The following is a 21,360-nucleotide window of genomic DNA, read 5'->3' as shown; positions in this document are numbered from 1 at the left end:
CTGTTACCACTTTTAAAATTGGGTATATTTTAAATATTTATTTCAATATTTCATTGACCTTTAATTCCTCTTTGTTAAATTTTAGGACAATACTATAATTAATCACATTTAAATTAACTATTCTATATATATGGACACAACTTTCATAAATTCTGAATATTTTTTCTCTCGAACTCTATTGAGTCGTGTCCATGATATATTTATAACTCAAAAATTCAAACCTTATAATAATCGATTAATCACAGTTGCATTTTGTTTGACTGACTCAGTATTTAACATATTCGAATGTACACCGTATCCCGGGTAGATTTTAATATTTTCTTTTGTATATTTGCCCCACGTTTTGAATACTTCAGGTTCATTACTTAAAGAACTAATAATTAACATTTCGGCTTTGATACAACCATTTATTTGTGTATTAGTTAAATATTTGTAATACATTGTAGACTTTCTAACCACTGCTTCCAAACTAAATGGTAAATTATAATCTTTCAAACTCTGTCTTAGCTCTTCTTCATATAAATCTAAGTTTACAATATTTATTTCCTTATTTTCTTCCAATGGTAATGTATCTATCATAATTATTCTTTTTATCTTGAAACCTTTTTTTTCTAAGTTTTCTGCAACTTGGTACGCTAATATACCACCTGCTGAATAACCTAATAGAGTATATTCACCAAAATTATTAGTATCTATTATCTTCTGTGAATAATATTCTATTATATCCTCCTCATCCTCATAATAATTAGTTATATATAGTTTGCTATCTAATAAATCTGCTAAATCTTTATATATCAATCCATATCCGTATAAAGGAGGAAAACAAAAAACATCTTCTCCCCCTTGTCTATTGATTAATGTAAAGCCCTCTTGAGTTATACTAGTCGAATTCCCATCGATTTTTAGAGAAATTTTTTCAATTGTGTTACTTAAGAATAGGTCTTTTAAGCTTAAATCAGGTAAAAACATATACTTTATTTTCGTAAATAACTTTATGATTTTTAAAGAATTACCTCCTAATTCGAAAAAGTTATCATGGATTCCAATTGGTTGTTCCACTCCCAATACCTCTTGCCAAATATCCACTACCATCTGTTGGATATCAGTTTGTGGTGCAACATACGGTACCTCAGATGCAAGATAGCCCTTTGGTTCAGGAAGCGCTTTACGATCCACTTTTCCATTGGCATTTAACGGCAAGGCATCTACTGGTACAAAATACGATGGAATCATATAGTCAGGCAACGTTTTAGCTAAGTGAGTGCGTAATTCAGATACAGATGCATCTTGCGATGCTACTATATACGCACATAAGAAATCTTCATCCGACACTTCCTTCCTAGAGATAACCACCGTATCTTGAACCAAAGGATGAGATAGAAGCGTATTCTCAATTTCTCCCAATTCGATACGGAACCCTCGAATTTTTACTTGATGGTCAATTCTTCCTAAAAACTCTATATTTCCATCTGGTAACCAACGAGCTAAATCTCCTGTTTTATACATCCGTTCTCCCGGAACAAATGGGTTCTCGACAAACTTTTCTGCCGTTAAGGTTGGATTCCCAAGATAACCTTGGGCCACTCCGTCCCCAGCGATACATAATTCCCCTGGTACTCCAATAGGTTGGATTTTATTATTTTTATTCAATATATATGCTTTCGTATTATGCGATGGTCTTCCTATTGGAATATTTATTCCTTTATAGTCATTTGAAACTCTAAAGTGCAAAGTATCATCCGAACATTCACTTTGCCCATAGGCATTAAATATTTCTAGTTCATTCCATTCTCTAAATTGGTCCACTACTTCCCTCTTTACTCTTTCTCCTGTTAAAATCAATACTCTTAGAGAAGACGGAAAATCTATAGTTTTATTTCTGTTGAAATTTATATTGTCCTTTAAGGTGCTAATTAAAGAAGGCACAACTTCAAGAACCGTAACACTGTCTGCCTGAACTCTTTGAAGCAAAGAATAGACATCTTTTTTCACAGATTCATTATATAATATAGTTCTAGCCCCTATTAATAACGGAGATATTACTTGCCATATCGATGCCACAAAATTCATACTTAAATTCTGGCAAACTATATCACTACTAGTTAAGTTCAATTCTTGTACTTTCATGTAAGCATGGTTTACAATTCCATAATTAGTTAACATTACCCCCTTAGGAACTCCCGTTGAACCTGAAGTGTAAATAATATATATAGTGTCCTTTGCGTCTCCAACTATCTTTAGATTGTCCTTCTTATAATTCTTCATTTCTTCTAATGTTGGCACAACTAAGTTTAATTTAAATTTCTTATCCAATCCTTTTTTTCCTATTAGTATAGTAGGTTTACTTTCATTTAAAATATGAGAAATTCTTTTACTAGGTAATTGCAAATCCAACGGCAAACATATTGCATTCAATTTAAATATAGCTAACATTCCAATTATTGTTTCCAATGAAGTTTCAGTATCTATTGCCACAACATCTTTAGCTAAGACCCCATATTTTTGATTTAACATTCTTGCCAATTGATTTGCTCGTCCATTTAGTTCGTTATAAGTTATTTCTTGATTACCGACTACTACTGCCACCTTATTTGGTGTTTTCTCTACTTGTTCTTCAAACAGAGCCTGGATCGTAAGATCCTTTCGATAGTCTACTTGAGTATCATTAAATTCCTCCAGAATCTGTTTTCGTTCTGACTGAGTTAGCACTCCAATATCCGCTATTCGTTGGTCTTCTCCGTTGACAGAAAGTTGAGTTAATAGCTCAATAAAGTGTGTTTTCCATCGTTCGATTGTTTCTCGTTTAAATAACTTTTGACTGAATTCAATTGCACCCATCAATCCATCATTAGTTTCTGTAATACCAAATGATAAATCAAATTTTGTAATCAATGATTCATAGGTATACGGCTCAACTATAAGATCGGCCATACTTAATGCTTGGCTATCAATCGTTTCAAAATTAAACATGGTATCAAATAACGGGTGTCGGCTCATATCTCGTTCTACATCTAGTTGTTCAACTAATTCTTCAAATTGATAATCTTGGTGTTGGTATGCCTCAAGAGTCTGACTTTTAACCTGTGCTAGAAACTCTGAAAACGCCATGTCCCCTCGCGGGTTCATCTTTAATGCCAAGGTATTGACAAACATTCCCACGATTTTCTCCATATCCGCGTGAGTTCTTCCCGCAATCGGTGTCCCTACCACTATTTCTTCTTGGCCCGTATATTTGTACAATAACGTGTTGTACGCAGCGAACAGAAGCATGTACATCGTTACATTGTGTTTCTTTGCGATTTCTCGGAGTTTCTCTGTGACCTCTTGACTAAGGGTGAAATCCACACTATCCCCTTCATAACTCTGAACAACTGGACGTGGATAATCAGTTGGTAAGTCCAGTATTGGAATACCGGATTCAAACTGTTTCAACCAGTACTCCTTGTGTTCCTTCATCTCATCGCTTTTTAATTGGGATTGTTGCCATACAGCATAATCCTTATATTGAATTCGTAGGTCTGGTAACGCTCCATCGGCATAAAGTGTTGAAAATTCTTCAGTTAACAAGGTTAATGAATGGCCATCGGAAATGATATGATGCATATCAATTATTAAAATATGCTGTTCTTCAGACTCCTGAAGAAGTCCCACCCTTAGTAACGGTGCCTGTTGTAGATCAAAAGGTTGAATAAACGATTGGATTTGTTCTTCTACAGCGACCTCCGTCTTTTCTAAGACCTGGACTGAAAAAGGAACTGAATCTACTACCCGTTGAACTGGTACACCATCTTTTATAATGAATTCCGTACGGAATGCTTCATGGCGTTCCACCAGCTGATTAAATGCATTCTCTAACCGTGTGAAGTCTACACTTCCTTCTAAAGTAAGCACTGCGGGCATATTGTACGAAGTACTTTGTTTGTCCATTTGGTTTAAAATATACATTCGTTTCTGTGCCGCTGAGACTGGATAATAAGGCTGTTTTTCCACGACTTTAATGGACTTAAATTGTTGTTTTTGTGCTTTTTCAATGTAGGATGCAATTTCTTCAATCGTTGGACTCTGGAAAATCACCCGAAGAGGTACTTCCACATCCATATTTTGATGAATTTTTGCCATCACGGTTGTTGCCCGTAAAGAATGTCCCCCTAATTCGAAAAAGTTATCATGGATTCCAATTGGTTGTTCCACTCCCAATACCTCTTGCCAAATATCCACTACCATCTGTTGGATATCAGTTTGTGGTGCAACATACGGTACCTCAGATGCAAGATAGCCCTTTGGTTCAGGAAGCGCTTTACGATCCACTTTTCCATTGGCATTTAACGGCAAGGCATCTACTGGTACAAAATACGATGGAATCATATAGTCAGGCAACGTTTTAGCTAAGTGAGTGCGTAATTCAGATACAGATGCATCTTGCGATGCTACTATATACGCACATAAGAAATCTTCATCCGACACTTCCTTCCTAGAGATAACCACCGTATCTTGAACCAAAGGATGAGATAGAAGCGTATTCTCAATTTCTCCCAATTCGATACGGAACCCTCGAATTTTTACTTGATGGTCAATTCTTCCTAAAAACTCTATATTTCCATCTGGTAACCAACGAGCTAAATCTCCTGTTTTATACATCCGTTCTCCCGGAACAAATGGGTTCTCGACAAACTTTTCTGCCGTTAAGGTTGGATTCCCAAGATAACCTCGAGCGACTCCGTCTCCAGCGATACACAGTTCTCCTGGAATGCCGATCGGTTGTAAATTATTCTCCGGATCGTAAATATAAATCCTTGTATTATTGATTGGTTTCCCGATGGATAACTCGTCACCATGAGATAATACTTTAACAGTTGACCAAATAGTCGTTTCAGTCGGTCCATACACATTATAAATATCGTTTTTAGTATGTCTCTTAATAATTTCTATTAAATCTCTTGATATAGCTTCACCACCAATTAATAATGTTTCAATGTTTGACAAAAGTTCAGAGAATCCTTCAAATCTCATTAAACTCTTAAATCTTGATGGCGTAAGTTGTAAAGTATTAATGTTAGAATCCCCTATTAATTCTTTCAGAAATACCTCATCGTGTTTTTCTTTTTCAATTATCACTTTCATACCGCTAGTAATTGGGAAAATAGTTTCTAGTACAAAAATATCAAAAGAAATAGTTGTTAAACTTAATGTCGTATAGTCTCCATTGAAATTTAAATTATTTAACATGCTAAAAAATATATTCATAACCGATTGATGTTCAATCATTACACCCTTTGGCTTACCCGTTGAACCTGATGTATATATTACATATGCTAAGTCTTGTGCCTTATTGACATTTATTGGATTCTCTCGAATCCTAGAAAAGACACTTTCCTTCTCTAAACTCAGACATACTCCTTCAAACGTTAACTCCTCTGAAAGTGTTACTTGACTTACTAAAATCTCCGTTCGGCTATCCTTCAACATATAATTAATTCGCTCTATTGGTAGCTCTGGATCGATTGGTAAATAAGCTGCACCTGCTTTGAGTACTCCCATTATACTTACAATCATTTCAAACGAACGTTCCACCATGATAGCTACCACATCATCTGGCTTTACACCACGATCTCGTAATGTATGTGCTAGTTGGTTCGATCGTGCATTTAGTTCGTTGTAAGTCATTTCTTGATTACCGACTACTACTGCCACCTTATTTGGTGTTTTCTCTACTTGTTCTTCAAACAGAGCCTGGATCGTAAGATCCTTTCGATAGTCTACTTGAGTATCATTAAATTCCTCCAGAATCTGTTTTCGTTCTGACTGAGTTAGCACTCCAATATCCGCTATTCGTTGGTCTTCTCCGTTGACAGAAAGTTGAGTTAATAGCTCAATAAAGTGTGTTTTCCATCGTTCGATTGTTTCTCGTTTAAATAACTTTTGACTGAATTCAATTGCACCCATCAATCCATCATTAGTTTCTGTAATACCAAGTGTTAAATCAAATTTCGTAATCAATGATTCATAGGTATACGGCTCAACTATAAGATCGGCCATACTTAATGCTTGGCTATCAATCGTTTCAAAATTAAACATGGTATCAAATAACGGGTGTCGGCTCATATCTCGTTCTACATCTAGTTGTTCAACTAATTCTTCAAATTGATAATCTTGGTGTTGGTATGCCTCAAGAGTCTGACTTTTAACCTGTGCTAGAAACTCTGAAAACGCCATGTCCCCTCGCGGGTTCATCTTTAATGCCAAGGTATTGACAAACATTCCCACGATTTTCTCCATATCCGCGTGAGTTCTTCCCGCAATCGGTGTCCCTACCACTATTTCTTCTTGGCCCGTATATTTGTACAATAACGTGTTGTACGCAGCGAACAGAAGCATGTACATCGTTACATTGTGTTTCTTTGCGATTTCTCGGAGTTTCTCTGTGACCTCTTGACTAAGGGTGAAATCCACACTATCCCCTTCATAACTCTGAACAACTGGACGTGGATAATCAGTTGGTAAGTCCAGTATTGGAATACCGGATTCAAACTGTTTCAACCAGTACTCCTTGTGTTCCTTCATCTCATCGCTTTTTAATTGGGATTGTTGCCATACAGCATAATCCTTATATTGAATTCGTAGGTCTGGTAACGCTCCATCGGCATAAAGTGTTGAAAATTCTTCAGTTAACAAGGTTAATGAATGGCCATCGGAAATGATATGATGCATATCAATTATTAAAATATGCTGTTCTTCAGACTCCTGAAGAAGTCCCACCCTTAGTAACGGTGCCTGTTGTAGATCAAAAGGTTGAATAAACGATTGGATTTGTTCTTCTACAGCGACCTCCGTCTTTTCTAAGACCTGGACTGAAAAAGGAACTGAATCTACTACCCGTTGAACTGGTACACCATCTTTTATAATAAATTCCGTACGGAATGCTTCATGGCGTTCCACCAGCTGATTAAATGCATTCTCTAACCGTGTGAAGTCTACACTTCCTTCTAAAGTAAGCACTGCGGGCATATTGTACGAAGTACTTTGTTTGTCCATTTGGTTTAAAATATACATTCGTTTCTGTGCCGCTGAGACTGGATAATAAGGCTGTTTTTCCACGACTTTAATGGACTTAAATTGTTGTTTTTGTGCTTTTTCAATGTAGGATGCAATTTCTTCAATCGTTGGACTCTGGAAAATCACCCGAAGAGGTACTTCCACATCCATATTTTGATGAATTTTTGCCATCACGGTTGTTGCCCGTAAAGAATGTCCCCCTAATTCGAAAAAGTTATCATGGATTCCAATTGGTTGTTCCACTCCCAATACCTCTTGCCAAATATCCACTACCATCTGTTGGATATCAGTTTGTGGTGCAACATACGGTACCTCAGATGCAAGATAGCCCTTTGGTTCAGGAAGCGCTTTACGATCCACTTTTCCATTGGCATTTAACGGCAAGGCATCTACTGGTACAAAATACGATGGAATCATATAGTCAGGCAACGTTTTAGCTAAGTGAGTGCGTAATTCAGATACAGATGCATCTTGCGATGCTACTATATACGCACATAAGAAATCTTCATCCGACACTTCCTTCCTAGAGATAACCACCGTATCTTGAACCAAAGGATGAGATAGAAGCGTATTCTCAATTTCTCCCAATTCGATACGGAACCCTCGAATTTTTACTTGATGGTCAATTCTTCCTAAAAACTCTATATTTCCATCTGGTAACCAACGAGCTAAATCTCCTGTTTTATACATCCGTTCTCCCGGAACAAATGGGTTCTCGACAAACTTTTCTGCCGTTAAGGTTGGATTCCCAAGATATCCTCGAGCGACTCCTTCACCAGCGATACATAATTCCCCTGGTACTCCTATTGGTTGGATTTTGTTATTATTGTTTAATATATATAAATATACATTACTAAAAGGCTTTCCTATGGGCACATTAGTAGTATTTAGAGGTTTATCCTTTGAAGCTTCATAGTAGCTTGAATCAATTGTTGCTTCGGTAACACCATAAGAATTAATAATTCTTATGGCCTCACTATACCTTTTTGTTACTTGATTAAATTCAAATACTGATAATATATCTGATCCTATTATTAAAAATCTCAGGAAATTTAATTCTAAATTATTAGAAAATGTATAATCTAAAAGTGGCAAGATTACAGAAGGCGTTGCTTCGATTATATTTATTTGCTGATTTTCTAATTCTCTATATAATTCCTTTTGATTTAATATTATATCTGAAGGACAAATAACCATAGTTCCACCAATCAACAAGCTTCGACAGAGATCACCAGTAAATACATCAAAAGATACTTTTGCTAATTGAATTAATCTTGTATTAGCATTTAATTTATATTTTTCTCTCCAAGAAGAATAAATATTTATAATACTGTTGTGTTCAATCATTACACCCTTTGGCTTACCCGTTGAACCTGATGTATATATTACATATGCTAAGTCCTGTGCCTTATTGATATTTATTGGATTCTCTCGAATCCTAGAAAAGACACTTTCCTTCTCTAAACTCAGACATACTCCTTCAAACGTTAACTCCTCTGAAAGTGTTACTTGACTTACTAAAATCTCCGTTCGGCTATCCTTCAACATATAATTAATTCGCTCTATTGGTAGCTCTGGATCGATTGGTAAATAAGCTGCACCTGCTTTGAGTACTCCCATTATACTTACAATCATTTCAAACGAACGTTCCACCATGATAGCTACCACATCATCTGGCTTTACACCACGATCTCGTAATGTATGTGCTAGTTGGTTCGATCGTGCATTTAGTTCGTTGTAAGTCATTTCTTGATTACCGACTACTACTGCCACCTTATTTGGTGTTTTCTCTACTTGTTCTTCAAACAGAGCCTGGATCGTAAGATCCTTTCGATAGTCTACTTGAGTATCATTAAATTCCTCCAGAATCTGTTTTCGTTCTGACTGAGTTAGCACTCCAATATCCGCTATTCGTTGGTCTTCTCCGTTGACAGAAAGTTGAGTTAATAGCTCAATAAAGTGTGTTTTCCATCGTTCGATTGTTTCTCGTTTAAATAACTTTTGACTGAATTCAATTGCACCCATCAATCCATCATTAGTTTCTGTAATACCAAATGATAAATCAAATTTTGTAATCAATGATTCATAGGTATACGGCTCAACTATAAGATCGGCCATACTTAATGCTTGGCTATCAATCGTTTCAAAATTAAACATGGTATCAAATAACGGGTGTCGGCTCATATCTCGTTCTACATCTAGTTGTTCAACTAATTCTTCAAATTGATAATCTTGGTGTTGGTATGCCTCAAGAGTCTGACTTTTAACCTGTGCTAGAAACTCTGAAAACGCCATGTCCCCTCGCGGGTTCATCTTTAATGCCAAGGTATTGACAAACATTCCCACGATTTTCTCCATATCCGCGTGAGTTCTTCCCGCAATCGGTGTCCCTACCACTATTTCTTCTTGGCCCGTATATTTGTACAATAACGTGTTGTACGCAGCGAACAGAAGCATGTACATCGTTACATTGTGTTTCTTTGCGATTTCTCGGAGTTTCTCTGTGACCTCTTGACTAAGGGTGAAATCCACACTATCCCCTTCATAACTCTGAACAGCTGGACGTGGATAATCAGTTGGTAAGTCCAGTATTGGAATACCGGATTCAAACTGTTTCAACCAGTACTCCTTGTGTTCCTTCATCTCATCGCTTTTTAATTGGGATTGTTGCCATACAGCATAATCCTTATATTGAATTCGTAGGTCTGGTAACGCTCCATCGGCATAAAGTGTTGAAAATTCTTCAGTTAACAAGGTTAATGAATGGCCATCGGAAATGATATGATGCATATCAATTATTAAAATATGCTGTTCTTCAGACTCCTGAAGAAGTCCCACCCTTAGTAACGGTGCCTGTTGTAGATCAAAAGGTTGAATAAACGATTGGATTTGTTCTTCTACAGCGACCTCCGTCTTTTCTAAGACCTGGACTGAAAAAGGAACTGAATCTACTACCCGTTGAACTGGTACACCATCTTTTATAATGAATTCCGTACGGAATGCTTCATGGCGTTCCACCAGCTGATTAAATGCATTCTCTAACCGTGTGAAGTCTACACTTCCTTCTAAAGTAAGCACTGCGGGCATATTGTACGAAGTACTTTGTTTGTCCATTTGGTTTAAAATATACATTCGTTTCTGTGCCGCTGAGACTGGATAATAAGGCTGTTTTTCCACGACTTTAATGGACTTAAATTGTTGTTTTTGTGCTTTTTCAATGTAGGATGCAATTTCTTCAATCGTTGGACTCTGGAAAATCACCCGAAGAGGTACTTCCACATCCATATTTTGATGAATTTTTGCCATCACGGTTGTTGCCCGTAAAGAATGTCCCCCTAATTCGAAAAAGTTATCATGGATTCCAATTGGTTGTTCCACTCCCAATACCTCTTGCCAAATATCCACTACCATCTGTTGGATATCAGTTTGTGGTGCAACATACGGTACCTCAGATGCAAGATAGCCCTTTGGTTCAGGAAGCGCTTTACGATCCACTTTTCCATTGGCATTTAACGGCAAGGCATCTACTGGTACAAAATACGATGGAATCATATAGTCAGGCAACGTTTTAGCTAAGTGAGTGCGTAATTCAGATACAGATGCATCTTGCGATGCTACTATATACGCACATAAGAAATCTTCATCCGACACTTCCTTCCTAGAGATAACCACCGTATCTTGAACCAAAGGATGAGATAGAAGCGTATTCTCAATTTCTCCCAATTCGATACGGAACCCTCGAATTTTTACTTGATGGTCAATTCTTCCTAAAAACTCTATATTTCCATCTGGTAACCAACGAGCTAAATCTCCTGTTTTATACATCCGTTCTCCCGGAACAAATGGGTTCTCGACAAACTTTTCTGCCGTTAAGGTTGGATTCCCAAGATAACCTTGGGCCACTCCGTCCCCAGCAACACACAATTCTCCTGGTACTCCTATTGGTTGTAAGTTATTATCTGAATCGTAAATATAGATTTTAGTATTATTAATCGGCTTTCCAATATATGGATAGGTATCGATTCCCTCATTAGCATTTATAACATTAGCAGTCACAACATGTGTTTCAGTCGGTCCATAATGATTGTGCAAATAAACGTTTCTGACTTTCAAAAATCTCTTCAGTTCCTCGGGCACTACTAAAGTTTCACCAGCAACAATAATATGGTTAATACTAGAGGACAAGGCATTTAAAAATTGCTTATCCCTACCAAAAAATTTTAAAAATGCTGTTGGTAAAAATAAAATATTTACTTTATTGTACTCTATGATATTTAATAATTCTCTAGTGTCTTTTTTTGCATCATCATCTATTAAAACTAGTTTTCCACCGAACAATAGTGCACTAAATATTTCTTGATAACACACATCAAAACCGATAGAAGCAAATTGACTAATAACACTAGACTGTAATTTTAGTTGTTTTTCCTCATAGGATAGAAGGTTCCCTAAAGTTTTGTGATTTTGCATAATTCCTTTTGGCGTACCTGTTGTACCAGAAGAATACAGTACATATAATAAATCAGTAATTCGGTTTTCATTTTTTAAGTTATCTATTCTATTAGAGAATACTGAAAAAGTATCTACACGAATTACGGAAACGTCTATAGTTTTAACAAGGTCAATATTGGACTTATTTGTTAGTAAAAAGGAAATTCCACTATTATCTACTATACGTTTAACTCGTTCCTTAGGCATTTTAGGCTCAAGAGGCATAAAACCTCCCCCAGCCTTCATAATTGCTAGAATACTAACTATAAAATCAAAAGATTTTTCTAATAAAACCCCTACTAGTTTATTACGTGAGATACCTTTTCCGTGTAAATAGTATGCTAATTGATTAGCTTTTTCATTTATCTCTCGATAAGTCATCTTTTGATTACCGACTACTACTGCCACCTTATTTGGTGTCTTTTCTACTTGTTCTTCAAACTGTTTATGTAATGGCTTATACTTTTTATTAAATTGCTTAGTATTGTTAAACTTTTGATTGATTTGGAGAAGTTCGTCTTCCGGTACCAAATTTATTTCCGAAATAATTATTTTGGCATTCTTTATTACTTGTTCAATAATGAAAATAAACATTTGCATAAGTGAAACGATTGTATCTTTTTTATAATAGGAACAATTATACCTTGTTTCACAGGTAATCCTATTATCTATTTTACTAAAAACTACTGTGAACTCATTTTTTAACTCACTCAATTCGTACTCACTGTGAATATTATTTAAAATTAACATAATAGAACTTTTAGCATTATTTATATTCATTGTAGAGTCATTTAAACTATTTAATGGAAAAAACTGATTTTCATACCCATTTATAACCGTATCCTTAATGCTATTCACTATATTTTCGAAAGAAGTATTACTATCTACGAAGGTCTGGAAAGGTAGAAATTGTTTAATCCCATTATTCTTATAAATTGGAGAAAATATAAGTATATCTTTTCTATTAGTGATTTTAGATAAGAATATTTTAAAAGCTGATAACAATATTATGTAAAGAGACAAATCATTATCATTTGTAATTTCATTTAATTTGTTTGAAATACTGGAATTTAAATTAAACTTATGGCTTTTATAATGATATTCACTTTTTTCTTTGAAATCTTTTTCAACTTTGATATGTTCCATTTCTAAAGAAAGTGTTCTTTTCCAGTATTCTAGAGATTGAATGTATTCTTTTGAATCTTTTAAGAGCATTCCCATATATAATACCTCACTTTATATAATCTTGAATTACGATCATTATTTCGTAATATATAGGTGCAATATACCAATGAGCAAGTTGACTTTAGATATTACTTTTAGCTATATTGCACCTAATTCATCTGCAGTAGTATTACTTAATTTTTCATGTTATCCATTCAATAGCAATATTACTTACAAAACTAGAATATTTGGTATTATAAGTATCTAAAGCGTATAAATAAATCTTATAATTTTTATATTTATTATAGATTTAAATCCACACTTAAGGACTTACGATGATTAGTTAGTATTTCATTTATAGCTCTAATTTCTTTGTCTGATAATAATTCAATATTTTTAATTTCCTTATCAAATTCTGTAATAATTATATCCATTAACCTTAAAAATCGATCTCGAATTTGATAAATAGTTTCTACCTTATATAAATCAGTATTATATTCCAAATTAATTTTAATTATCTTTATATGGTCTTCTATGAGCATAGACAGATCAAATTTAGAATTTGATCTACTTAAATTATGCGACTGAGCTTTCATACTACTTAATGTTGATTTGCTATAAGATGATTTGTCATAAGTTAACAAATTAAACATGGTATCGAATAACGGGTGTCGGCTCATATCTCGTTCTACATCTAGTTGTTCAACTAATTCTTCAAATTGATAATCTTGGTGTTGGTATGCCTCAAGAGTCTGACTTTTAACCTGTGCTAGAAACTCTGAAAACGCCATGTCCCCTCGCGGGTTCATCTTTAATGCCAAGGTATTGACAAACATTCCCACGATTTTCTCCATATCCGCGTGAGTTCTTCCCGCAATCGGTGTCCCTACCACTATTTCTTCTTGGCCCGTATATTTGTACAATAACGTGTTGTACGCAGCGAACAGAAGCATGTACATCGTTACATTGTGTTTCTTTGCGATTTCTCGGAGTTTCTCTGTGACCTCTTGACTAAGGGTGAAATCCACACTATCCCCTTCATAACTCTGAACAGCTGGACGTGGATAATCAGTTGGTAAGTCCAGTATTGGAATACCGGATTCAAACTGTTTCAACCAGTACTCCTTGTGTTCCTTCATCTCATCGCTTTTTAATTGGGATTGTTGCCATACAGCATAATCCTTATATTGAATTCGTAGGTCTGGTAACGCTCCATCGGCATAAAGTGTTGAAAATTCTTCAGTTAACAAGGTTAATGAATGGCCATCGGAAATGATATGATGCATATCAATTATTAAAATATGCTGTTCTTCAGACTCCTGAAGAAGTCCCACCCTTAGTAACGGTGCCTGTTGTAGATCAAAAGGTTGAATAAACGATTGGATTTGTTCTTCTACAGCGACCTCCGTCTTTTCTAAGACCTGGACTGAAAAAGGAACTGAATCTACTACGCGTTGAACTGGTACACCATCTTTTATAATAAATTCCGTACGGAATGCTTCATGGCGTTCCACCAGCTGATTAAATGCATTCTCTAACCGTGTGAAGTCTACACTTCCTTCTAAAGTAAGCACTGCGGGCATATTGTACGAAGTACTTTGTTTGTCCATTTGGTTTAAAATATACATTCGTTTCTGTGCCGCTGAGACTGGATAATAAGGCTGTTTTTCCACGACTTTAATGGACTTAAATTGTTGTTTTTGTGCTTTTTCAATGTAGGATGCAATTTCTTCAATCGTTGGACTCTGGAAAATCACCCGAAGAGGTACTTCCACATCCATATTTTGATGAATTTTTGCCATCACGGTTGTTGCCCGTAAAGAATGTCCCCCTAATTCGAAAAAGTTATCATGGATTCCAATTGGTTGTTCCACTCCCAATACCTCTTGCCAAATATCCACTACCATCTGTTGGATATCAGTTTGTGGTGCAACATACGGTACCTCAGATGCAAGATAGCCCTTTGGTTCAGGAAGCGCTTTACGATCCACTTTTCCATTGGCATTTAACGGCAAGGCATCTACTGGTACAAAATACGATGGAATCATATAGTCAGGCAACGTTTTAGCTAAGTGAGTGCGTAATTCAGATACAGATGCATCTTGCGATGCTACTATATACGCACATAAGAAATCTTCATCCGACACTTCCTTCCTAGAGATAACCACCGTATCTTGAACCAAAGGATGAGATAGAAGCGTATTCTCAATTTCTCCCAATTCGATACGGAACCCTCGAATTTTTACTTGATGGTCAATTCTTCCTAAAAACTCTATATTTCCATCTGGTAACCAACGAGCTAAATCTCCTGTTTTATACATCCGTTCTCCCGGAACAAATGGGTTCTCGACAAACTTTTCTGCCGTTAAGGTTGGATTCCCAAGATAACCTTGGGCCACTCCGTCCCCAGCGATACATAATTCCCCTGGTACTCCAATAGGTTGGATTTTATTATTTTTATTCAATATATATGCTTTCGTATTATGCGATGGTCTTCCTATTGGAATATTTATTCCTTTATAGTCATTTGAAACTCTAAAGTGCAAAGTATCATCCGAACATTCACTTTGCCCATAGGCATTAAATATTTCTAGTTCATTCCATTCTCTAAATTGGTCCACTACTTCCCTCTTTACTCTTTCTCCTGTTAAAATCAATACTCTTAGAGAAGACGGAAAATCTATAGTTTTATTTCTGTTGAAATTTATATTGTCCTTTAAGGTGCTAATTAAAGAAGGCACAACTTCAAGAACCGTAACACTGTCTGCCTGAACTCTTTGAAGCAAAGAATAGACATCTTTTTTCACAGATTCATTATATAATATAGTTCTAGCCCCTATTAATAACGGAGATATTACTTGCCATATCGATGCCACAAAATTCATACTTAAATTCTGGCAAACTATATCACTACTAGTTAAGTTCAATTCTTGTACTTTCATGTAAGCATGGTTTACAATTCCATAATTAGTTAACATTACCCCCTTAGGAACTCCCGTTGAACCTGAAGTGTAAATAATATATATAGTGTCCTTTGCGTCTCCAACTATCTTTAGATTGTCCTTCTTATAATTCTTCATTTCTTCTAATGTTGGCACAACTAAGTTTAATTTAAATTTCTTATCCAATCCTTTTTTTCCTATTAGTATAGTAGGTTTACTTTCATTTAAAATATGAGAAATTCTTTTACTAGGTAATTGCAAATCCAACGGCAAACATATTGCATTCAATTTAAATATAGCTAACATTCCAATTATTGTTTCCAATGAAGTTTCAGTATCTATTGCCACAACATCTTTAGCTAAGACCCCATATTTTTGATTTAACATTCTTGCCAATTGATTTGCTCGTCCATTTAGTTCGTTATAAGTTATTTCTTGATTACCGACTACTACTGCCACCTTATTTGGTGTTTTCTCTACTTGTTCTTCAAACAGAGCCTGGATCGTAAGATCCTTTCGATAGTCTACTTGAGTATCATTAAATTCCTCCAGAATCTGTTTTCGTTCTGACTGAGTTAGCACTCCAATATCCGCTATTCGTTGGTCTTCTCCGTTGACAGAAAGTTGAGTTAATAGCTCAATAAAGTGTGTTTTCCATCGTTCGATTGTTTCTCGTTTAAATAACTTTTGACTGAATTCAATTGCACCCATCAATCCATCATTAGTTTCTGTAATACCAAATGATAAATCAAATTTTGTAATCAATGATTCATAGGTATACGGCTCAACTATAAGATCGGCCATACTTAATGCTTGGCTATCAATCGTTTCAAAATTAAACATGGTATCAAATAACGGGTGTCGGCTCATATCTCGTTCTACATCTAGTTGTTCAACTAATTCTTCAAATTGATAATCTTGGTGTTGGTATGCCTCAAGAGTCTGACTTTTAACCTGTGCTAGAAACTCTGAAAACGCCATGTCCCCTCGCGGGTTCATCTTTAATGCCAAGGTATTGACAAACATTCCCACGATTTTCTCCATATCCGCGTGAGTTCTTCCCGCAATCGGTGTCCCTACCACTATTTCTTCTTGGCCCGTATATTTGTACAATAACGTGTTGTACGCAGCGAACAGAAGCATGTACATCGTTACATTGTGTTTCTTTGCGATTTCTCGGAGTTTCTCTGTGACCTCTTGACTAAGGGTGAAATCCACACTATCCCCTTCATAACTCTGAACAGCTGGACGTGGATAATCAGTTGGTAAGTCCAGTATTGGAATACCGGATTCAAACTGTTTCAACCAGTACTCCTTGTGTTCCTTCATCTCATCGCTTTTTAATTGGGATTGTTGCCATACAGCATAATCCTTATATTGAATTCGTAGGTCTGGTAACGCTCCATCGGCATAAAGTGTTGAAAATTCTTCAGTTAACAAGGTTAATGAATGGCCATCGGAAATGATATGATGCATATCAATTATTAAAATATGCTGTTCTTCAGACTCCTGAAGAAGTCCCACCCTTAGTAACGGTGCCTGTTGTAGATCAAAAGGTTGAATAAACGATTGGATTTGTTCTTCTACAGCGACCTCCGTCTTTTCTAAGACCTGGACTGAAAAAGGAACTGAATCTACTACCCGTTGAACTGGTACACCATCTTTTATAATGAATTCCGTACGGAATGCTTCATGGCGTTCCACCAGCTGATTAAATGCATTCTCTAACCGTGTGAAGTCTACACTTCCTTCTAAAGTAAGCACTGCGGGCATATTGTACGAAGTACTTTGTTTGTCCATTTGGTTTAAAATATACATTCGTTTCTGTGCCGCTGAGACTGGATAATAAGGCTGTTTTTCCACGACTTTAATGGACTTAAATTGTTGTTTTTGTGCTTTTTCAATGTAGGATGCAATTTCTTCAATCGTTGGACTCTGGAAAATCACCCGAAGAGGTACTTCCACATCCATATTTTGATGAATTTTTGCCATCACGGTTGTTGCCCGTAAAGAATGTCCCCCTAATTCGAAAAAGTTATCATGGATTCCAATTGGTTGTTCCACTCCCAATACCTCTTGCCAAATATCCACTACCATCTGTTGGATATCAGTTTGTGGTGCAACATACGGTACCTCAGATGCAAGATAGCCCTTTGGTTCAGGAAGCGCTTTACGATCCACTTTTCCATTGGCATTTAACGGCAAGGCATCTAATGGTACAAAATACGATGGAATCATATAGTTAGGTAATTTTGATTTTAGATATTTTTTTATATTATTTATTAAAATTTGATTATAGACACTTTTAGTAGGAATGTTAGTATATTCACTCCAATGTTTTAGTTCAAAGTTACTATGATTCCATGATGGAAGAGTAAACTGATTATTTGACAAAAGAATAGACTTTTTAAAAATAACTAGATTATAAAACTCATTGTTATTTGGACCAGACCAAATTTTCTCCAACTCATATTCTTTAGATAATTTCTCTCTTAATGAAATCAGATCTAAAGTACGCATTGCAGAAGTATTGTTATTATTTTCAATTATCCCTTTTCCCTTTAACACTTTAAGCTTTTGTGTTATACTAAATACCTTTTCATTAGGTATTCCTTCTATAAGAATATAATTCTTACTCTCTTTCTCTATAAATTTAATTATTTCGTCATCACTTTGAATATCATTATTCCAAGTAAGCTTCTGATATGAATTAAATCCAACTGGCTTAACATCCTTTGATTTATTTACATGTAATACAACATCATATCTATATCTAGTCATCTCATTAAAGTTCAACTCATTTTTAAGTTTTATTTCAACATGTGTGATATCACGCATTTCATTTAGTAATGAGAAGAAAAATAATGGATCAATTATCAATTCGGATTCGGACAACTCTAATTGGTTCTTTGAACGTTTAAAATCACTAAGCGACAATTTTTGTTTTTTATTTAATAATAAGGAAAAGTAAAATTCTTCTAATAAATCTAAATTCCTTACATCACCAATAAAAATAGTTCCCTTGTCATTAATAAACTCTATACAATTCCTAATAACCGTAACTAAATAATTAGAATTCGGAAAGTATTGTACAACAGAATTCATTACTATCAGATTTAAATTTTTATTTTTTATATTAGAAAAGTCCAATGCCTCTTGGTGTAACACTTCTGTATTTAATAAATTGTTTGTTTGTATAACACTTTTCAAATATTTAATAGCCTCGAAGGAAAAATCACTACCTAAATAATAATTAGATGCTCTTGCAATTCTTAACAACAACATCCCAGTACCACTACCAATTTCATACACATTCATTGGGTTATGATACATAATTCTCCTTACAGAGTTATCTAACCATTCTTTCATTTCTTCTTCAGGTATCTTTTCACCATCATAACTATTATTCCATCCAACTGTATTGAAATCATTTAAATCTTTACTATCCTCATATGTATTATCCCAAATATCTCTCCAACCAGATGTCTTACTTTCAATATCATCTAAATATATTGAACTCTTATCTTTTCTAGGAATAAAATAAGCAACAATATCTTGTTCGCCCTCTGAATTACGGTATAAATGAACTACACTTTTAAATATTTCGTTATTTTGATCTAAAACACTTTCAATTTCTCCCAATTCGATACGGAACCCTCGAATTTTTACTTGATGGTCAATTCTTCCTAAAAACTCTATATTTCCATCTGGTAACCAACGAGCTAAATCTCCTGTTTTATACATCCGTTCTCCCGGAACAAATGGGTTCTCGACAAACTTTTCTGCCGTTAAGGTTGGATTCCCAAGATAACCTCGGGCGACTCCGTCCCCAGCGATACACAGTTCTCCTGGCACTCCAATTGGTTGGAGTTGTACATGTTCATTTACAACATATAAATGTATATTGTCAATTGGTTTTCCAATAGGAACTACTTTATCTGTCAATTCTTTTACATCAAAATAAGAGACGTCTACTGTTGCTTCTGTTGGACCATAGAGGTTAATTAATTCTGTTGAATATTCTTTACCTATTACTTGGTTATAATGTTGTACTTGGTTCCATTTTAGCTCTTCTCCACTAACAAATATCCTTCTCAAACTTACTAATGTATTTTTTGATTGATTATTTTTAACCTGCTTAACAAAAATATCTAACATTGTTGGCACAAAATGAATTGTTGTGATTCCATACTTCTTAATTGCATTGATTACAGAACTTGGATTCTTTTCCTCGTTTGGAGCTAAGAAACATAGCCTTGCCCCACTTAAAGCCCACCAGAATAATTCCCATACCGATACATCAAACATATATGGTGTTTTTTGTAAAATACTATCACTTTGACTTAATGGGTACTTTCGTTGCATCCACATTAGTCGATTAATAACCGATTGATGTTCAATCATTACACCCTTTGGCTTACCCGTTGAACCTGATGTATATATTACATATGCTAAGTCCTGTGCCTTATTGACATATATTGGATTCTCTCGAATCCTAGAAAAGACACTTTCCTTCTCTAAACTCAGACATACTCCTTCAAACGTTAACTCCTCTGAAAGTGTTACTTGACTTACTAAAATCTCCGTTCGGCTATCCTTCAACATATAATTAATTCGCTCTATTGGTAGCTCTGGATCGATTGGTAAATAAGCTGCACCTGCTTTGAGTACTCCCATTATACTTACAATCATTTCAAACGAACGTTCCACCATGATAGCTACCACATCATCTGGCTTTACACCACGATCTCGTAATGTATGTGCTAGTTGGTTCGATCGTGCATTTAGTTCGTTGTAAGTCATTTCTTGATTACCGACTACTACTGCCACCTTATTTGGTGTTTTCTCTACTTGTTCTTCAAACAGAGCCTGGATCGTAAGATCCTTTCGATAGTCTACTTGAGTATCATTAAATTCCTCCAGAATCTGTTTTTTTTCCTTGATAGATAGTAACTCTATGTTTTTTACTGGTTGATTCAAATCAGATATAACACTTTTTATTAGATTAATAAAGTGTAATGCTAGTTGTTGAACATAATTAACAGAATACAAATATGAATTAAATTTAATGTTTATCATAAGTCCTTTATCCTGTTTATCGAAGCAAAAAGCTATATCGTAATTTTCATTTTTTAACACATTCTCACTTTGTAATTTATCTAAAACAATAATCACATTAGATAAATCGTAAACATTATTACTTTGAATGTTCAATTTATTACCCAACTGCGTAATAGGAAAGTTTTGGTTTCTTGAAGCTTCAGTTGTAGTTTGGTGAACACTTAAAAGAAAATCCTTAAATCTTTGATAATCAGTAACTTGATTTCTAAGAATTAAAATATTATTCAAATATTCTTTTTCATAATTATCGATAAAAATAGGCGTACCAATACAGATATCTTTATTCCCCGAATATTTATACAAAATTACTTTTAATACAGTAGTCAGAAACGAATGTAAACTATGTAAAGAATTATTACAAATGCTCATAATTTGTTCATAGTCATTACGATCTAATTGAAATTTAAAATCTTTTATAAGCCTTCCATCAATATTATGGGATTTTATAATAGGAAACTGTGTTACATCTATTTCCCCACTTAATTTTTTCAACCAATATTCCTTTTCAACCTCTAAGTTTGATGTATTATTACCTATAGTCATTGAGATAGCTCCTTTCAGAAGGGGATTTATAAATAATCCCCTTGAT

Annotated in this window: 2 protein-coding genes; both read right to left on the bottom strand. The window is 35.0% G+C overall.

What is annotated here, in order from left to right:
- Positions 1-222: 222 nt before the first annotated feature.
- Positions 223-12,765 (bottom strand): amino acid adenylation domain-containing protein, encoded by a 12,543-nt coding sequence (locus MHI57_RS22875; RefSeq protein WP_340978285.1) that lies wholly within the window; start codon positions 12,763-12,765, stop codon positions 223-225.
- 245 nt (positions 12,766-13,010) lie between these two features.
- The gene (locus tag MHI57_RS22870; RefSeq protein ID WP_340978283.1) at positions 13,011-21,314 is read right to left on the bottom strand and encodes an amino acid adenylation domain-containing protein; all 8,304 of its coding nucleotides are present in this window, start codon (positions 21,312-21,314) and stop codon (positions 13,011-13,013) included.
- Positions 21,315-21,360 lie beyond the last annotated feature (46 nt).

Source organism: Cytobacillus sp. FSL K6-0129, assembly GCF_038007625.1.
GTDB classification, from domain to species: Bacteria; Bacillota; Bacilli; order Bacillales; family Cytobacillaceae; genus Cytobacillus; species Cytobacillus kochii.
The sequence above is the reverse complement of the archived record's forward strand: the minus strand, read 5'-3'. Positions and strand labels throughout refer to the sequence as shown.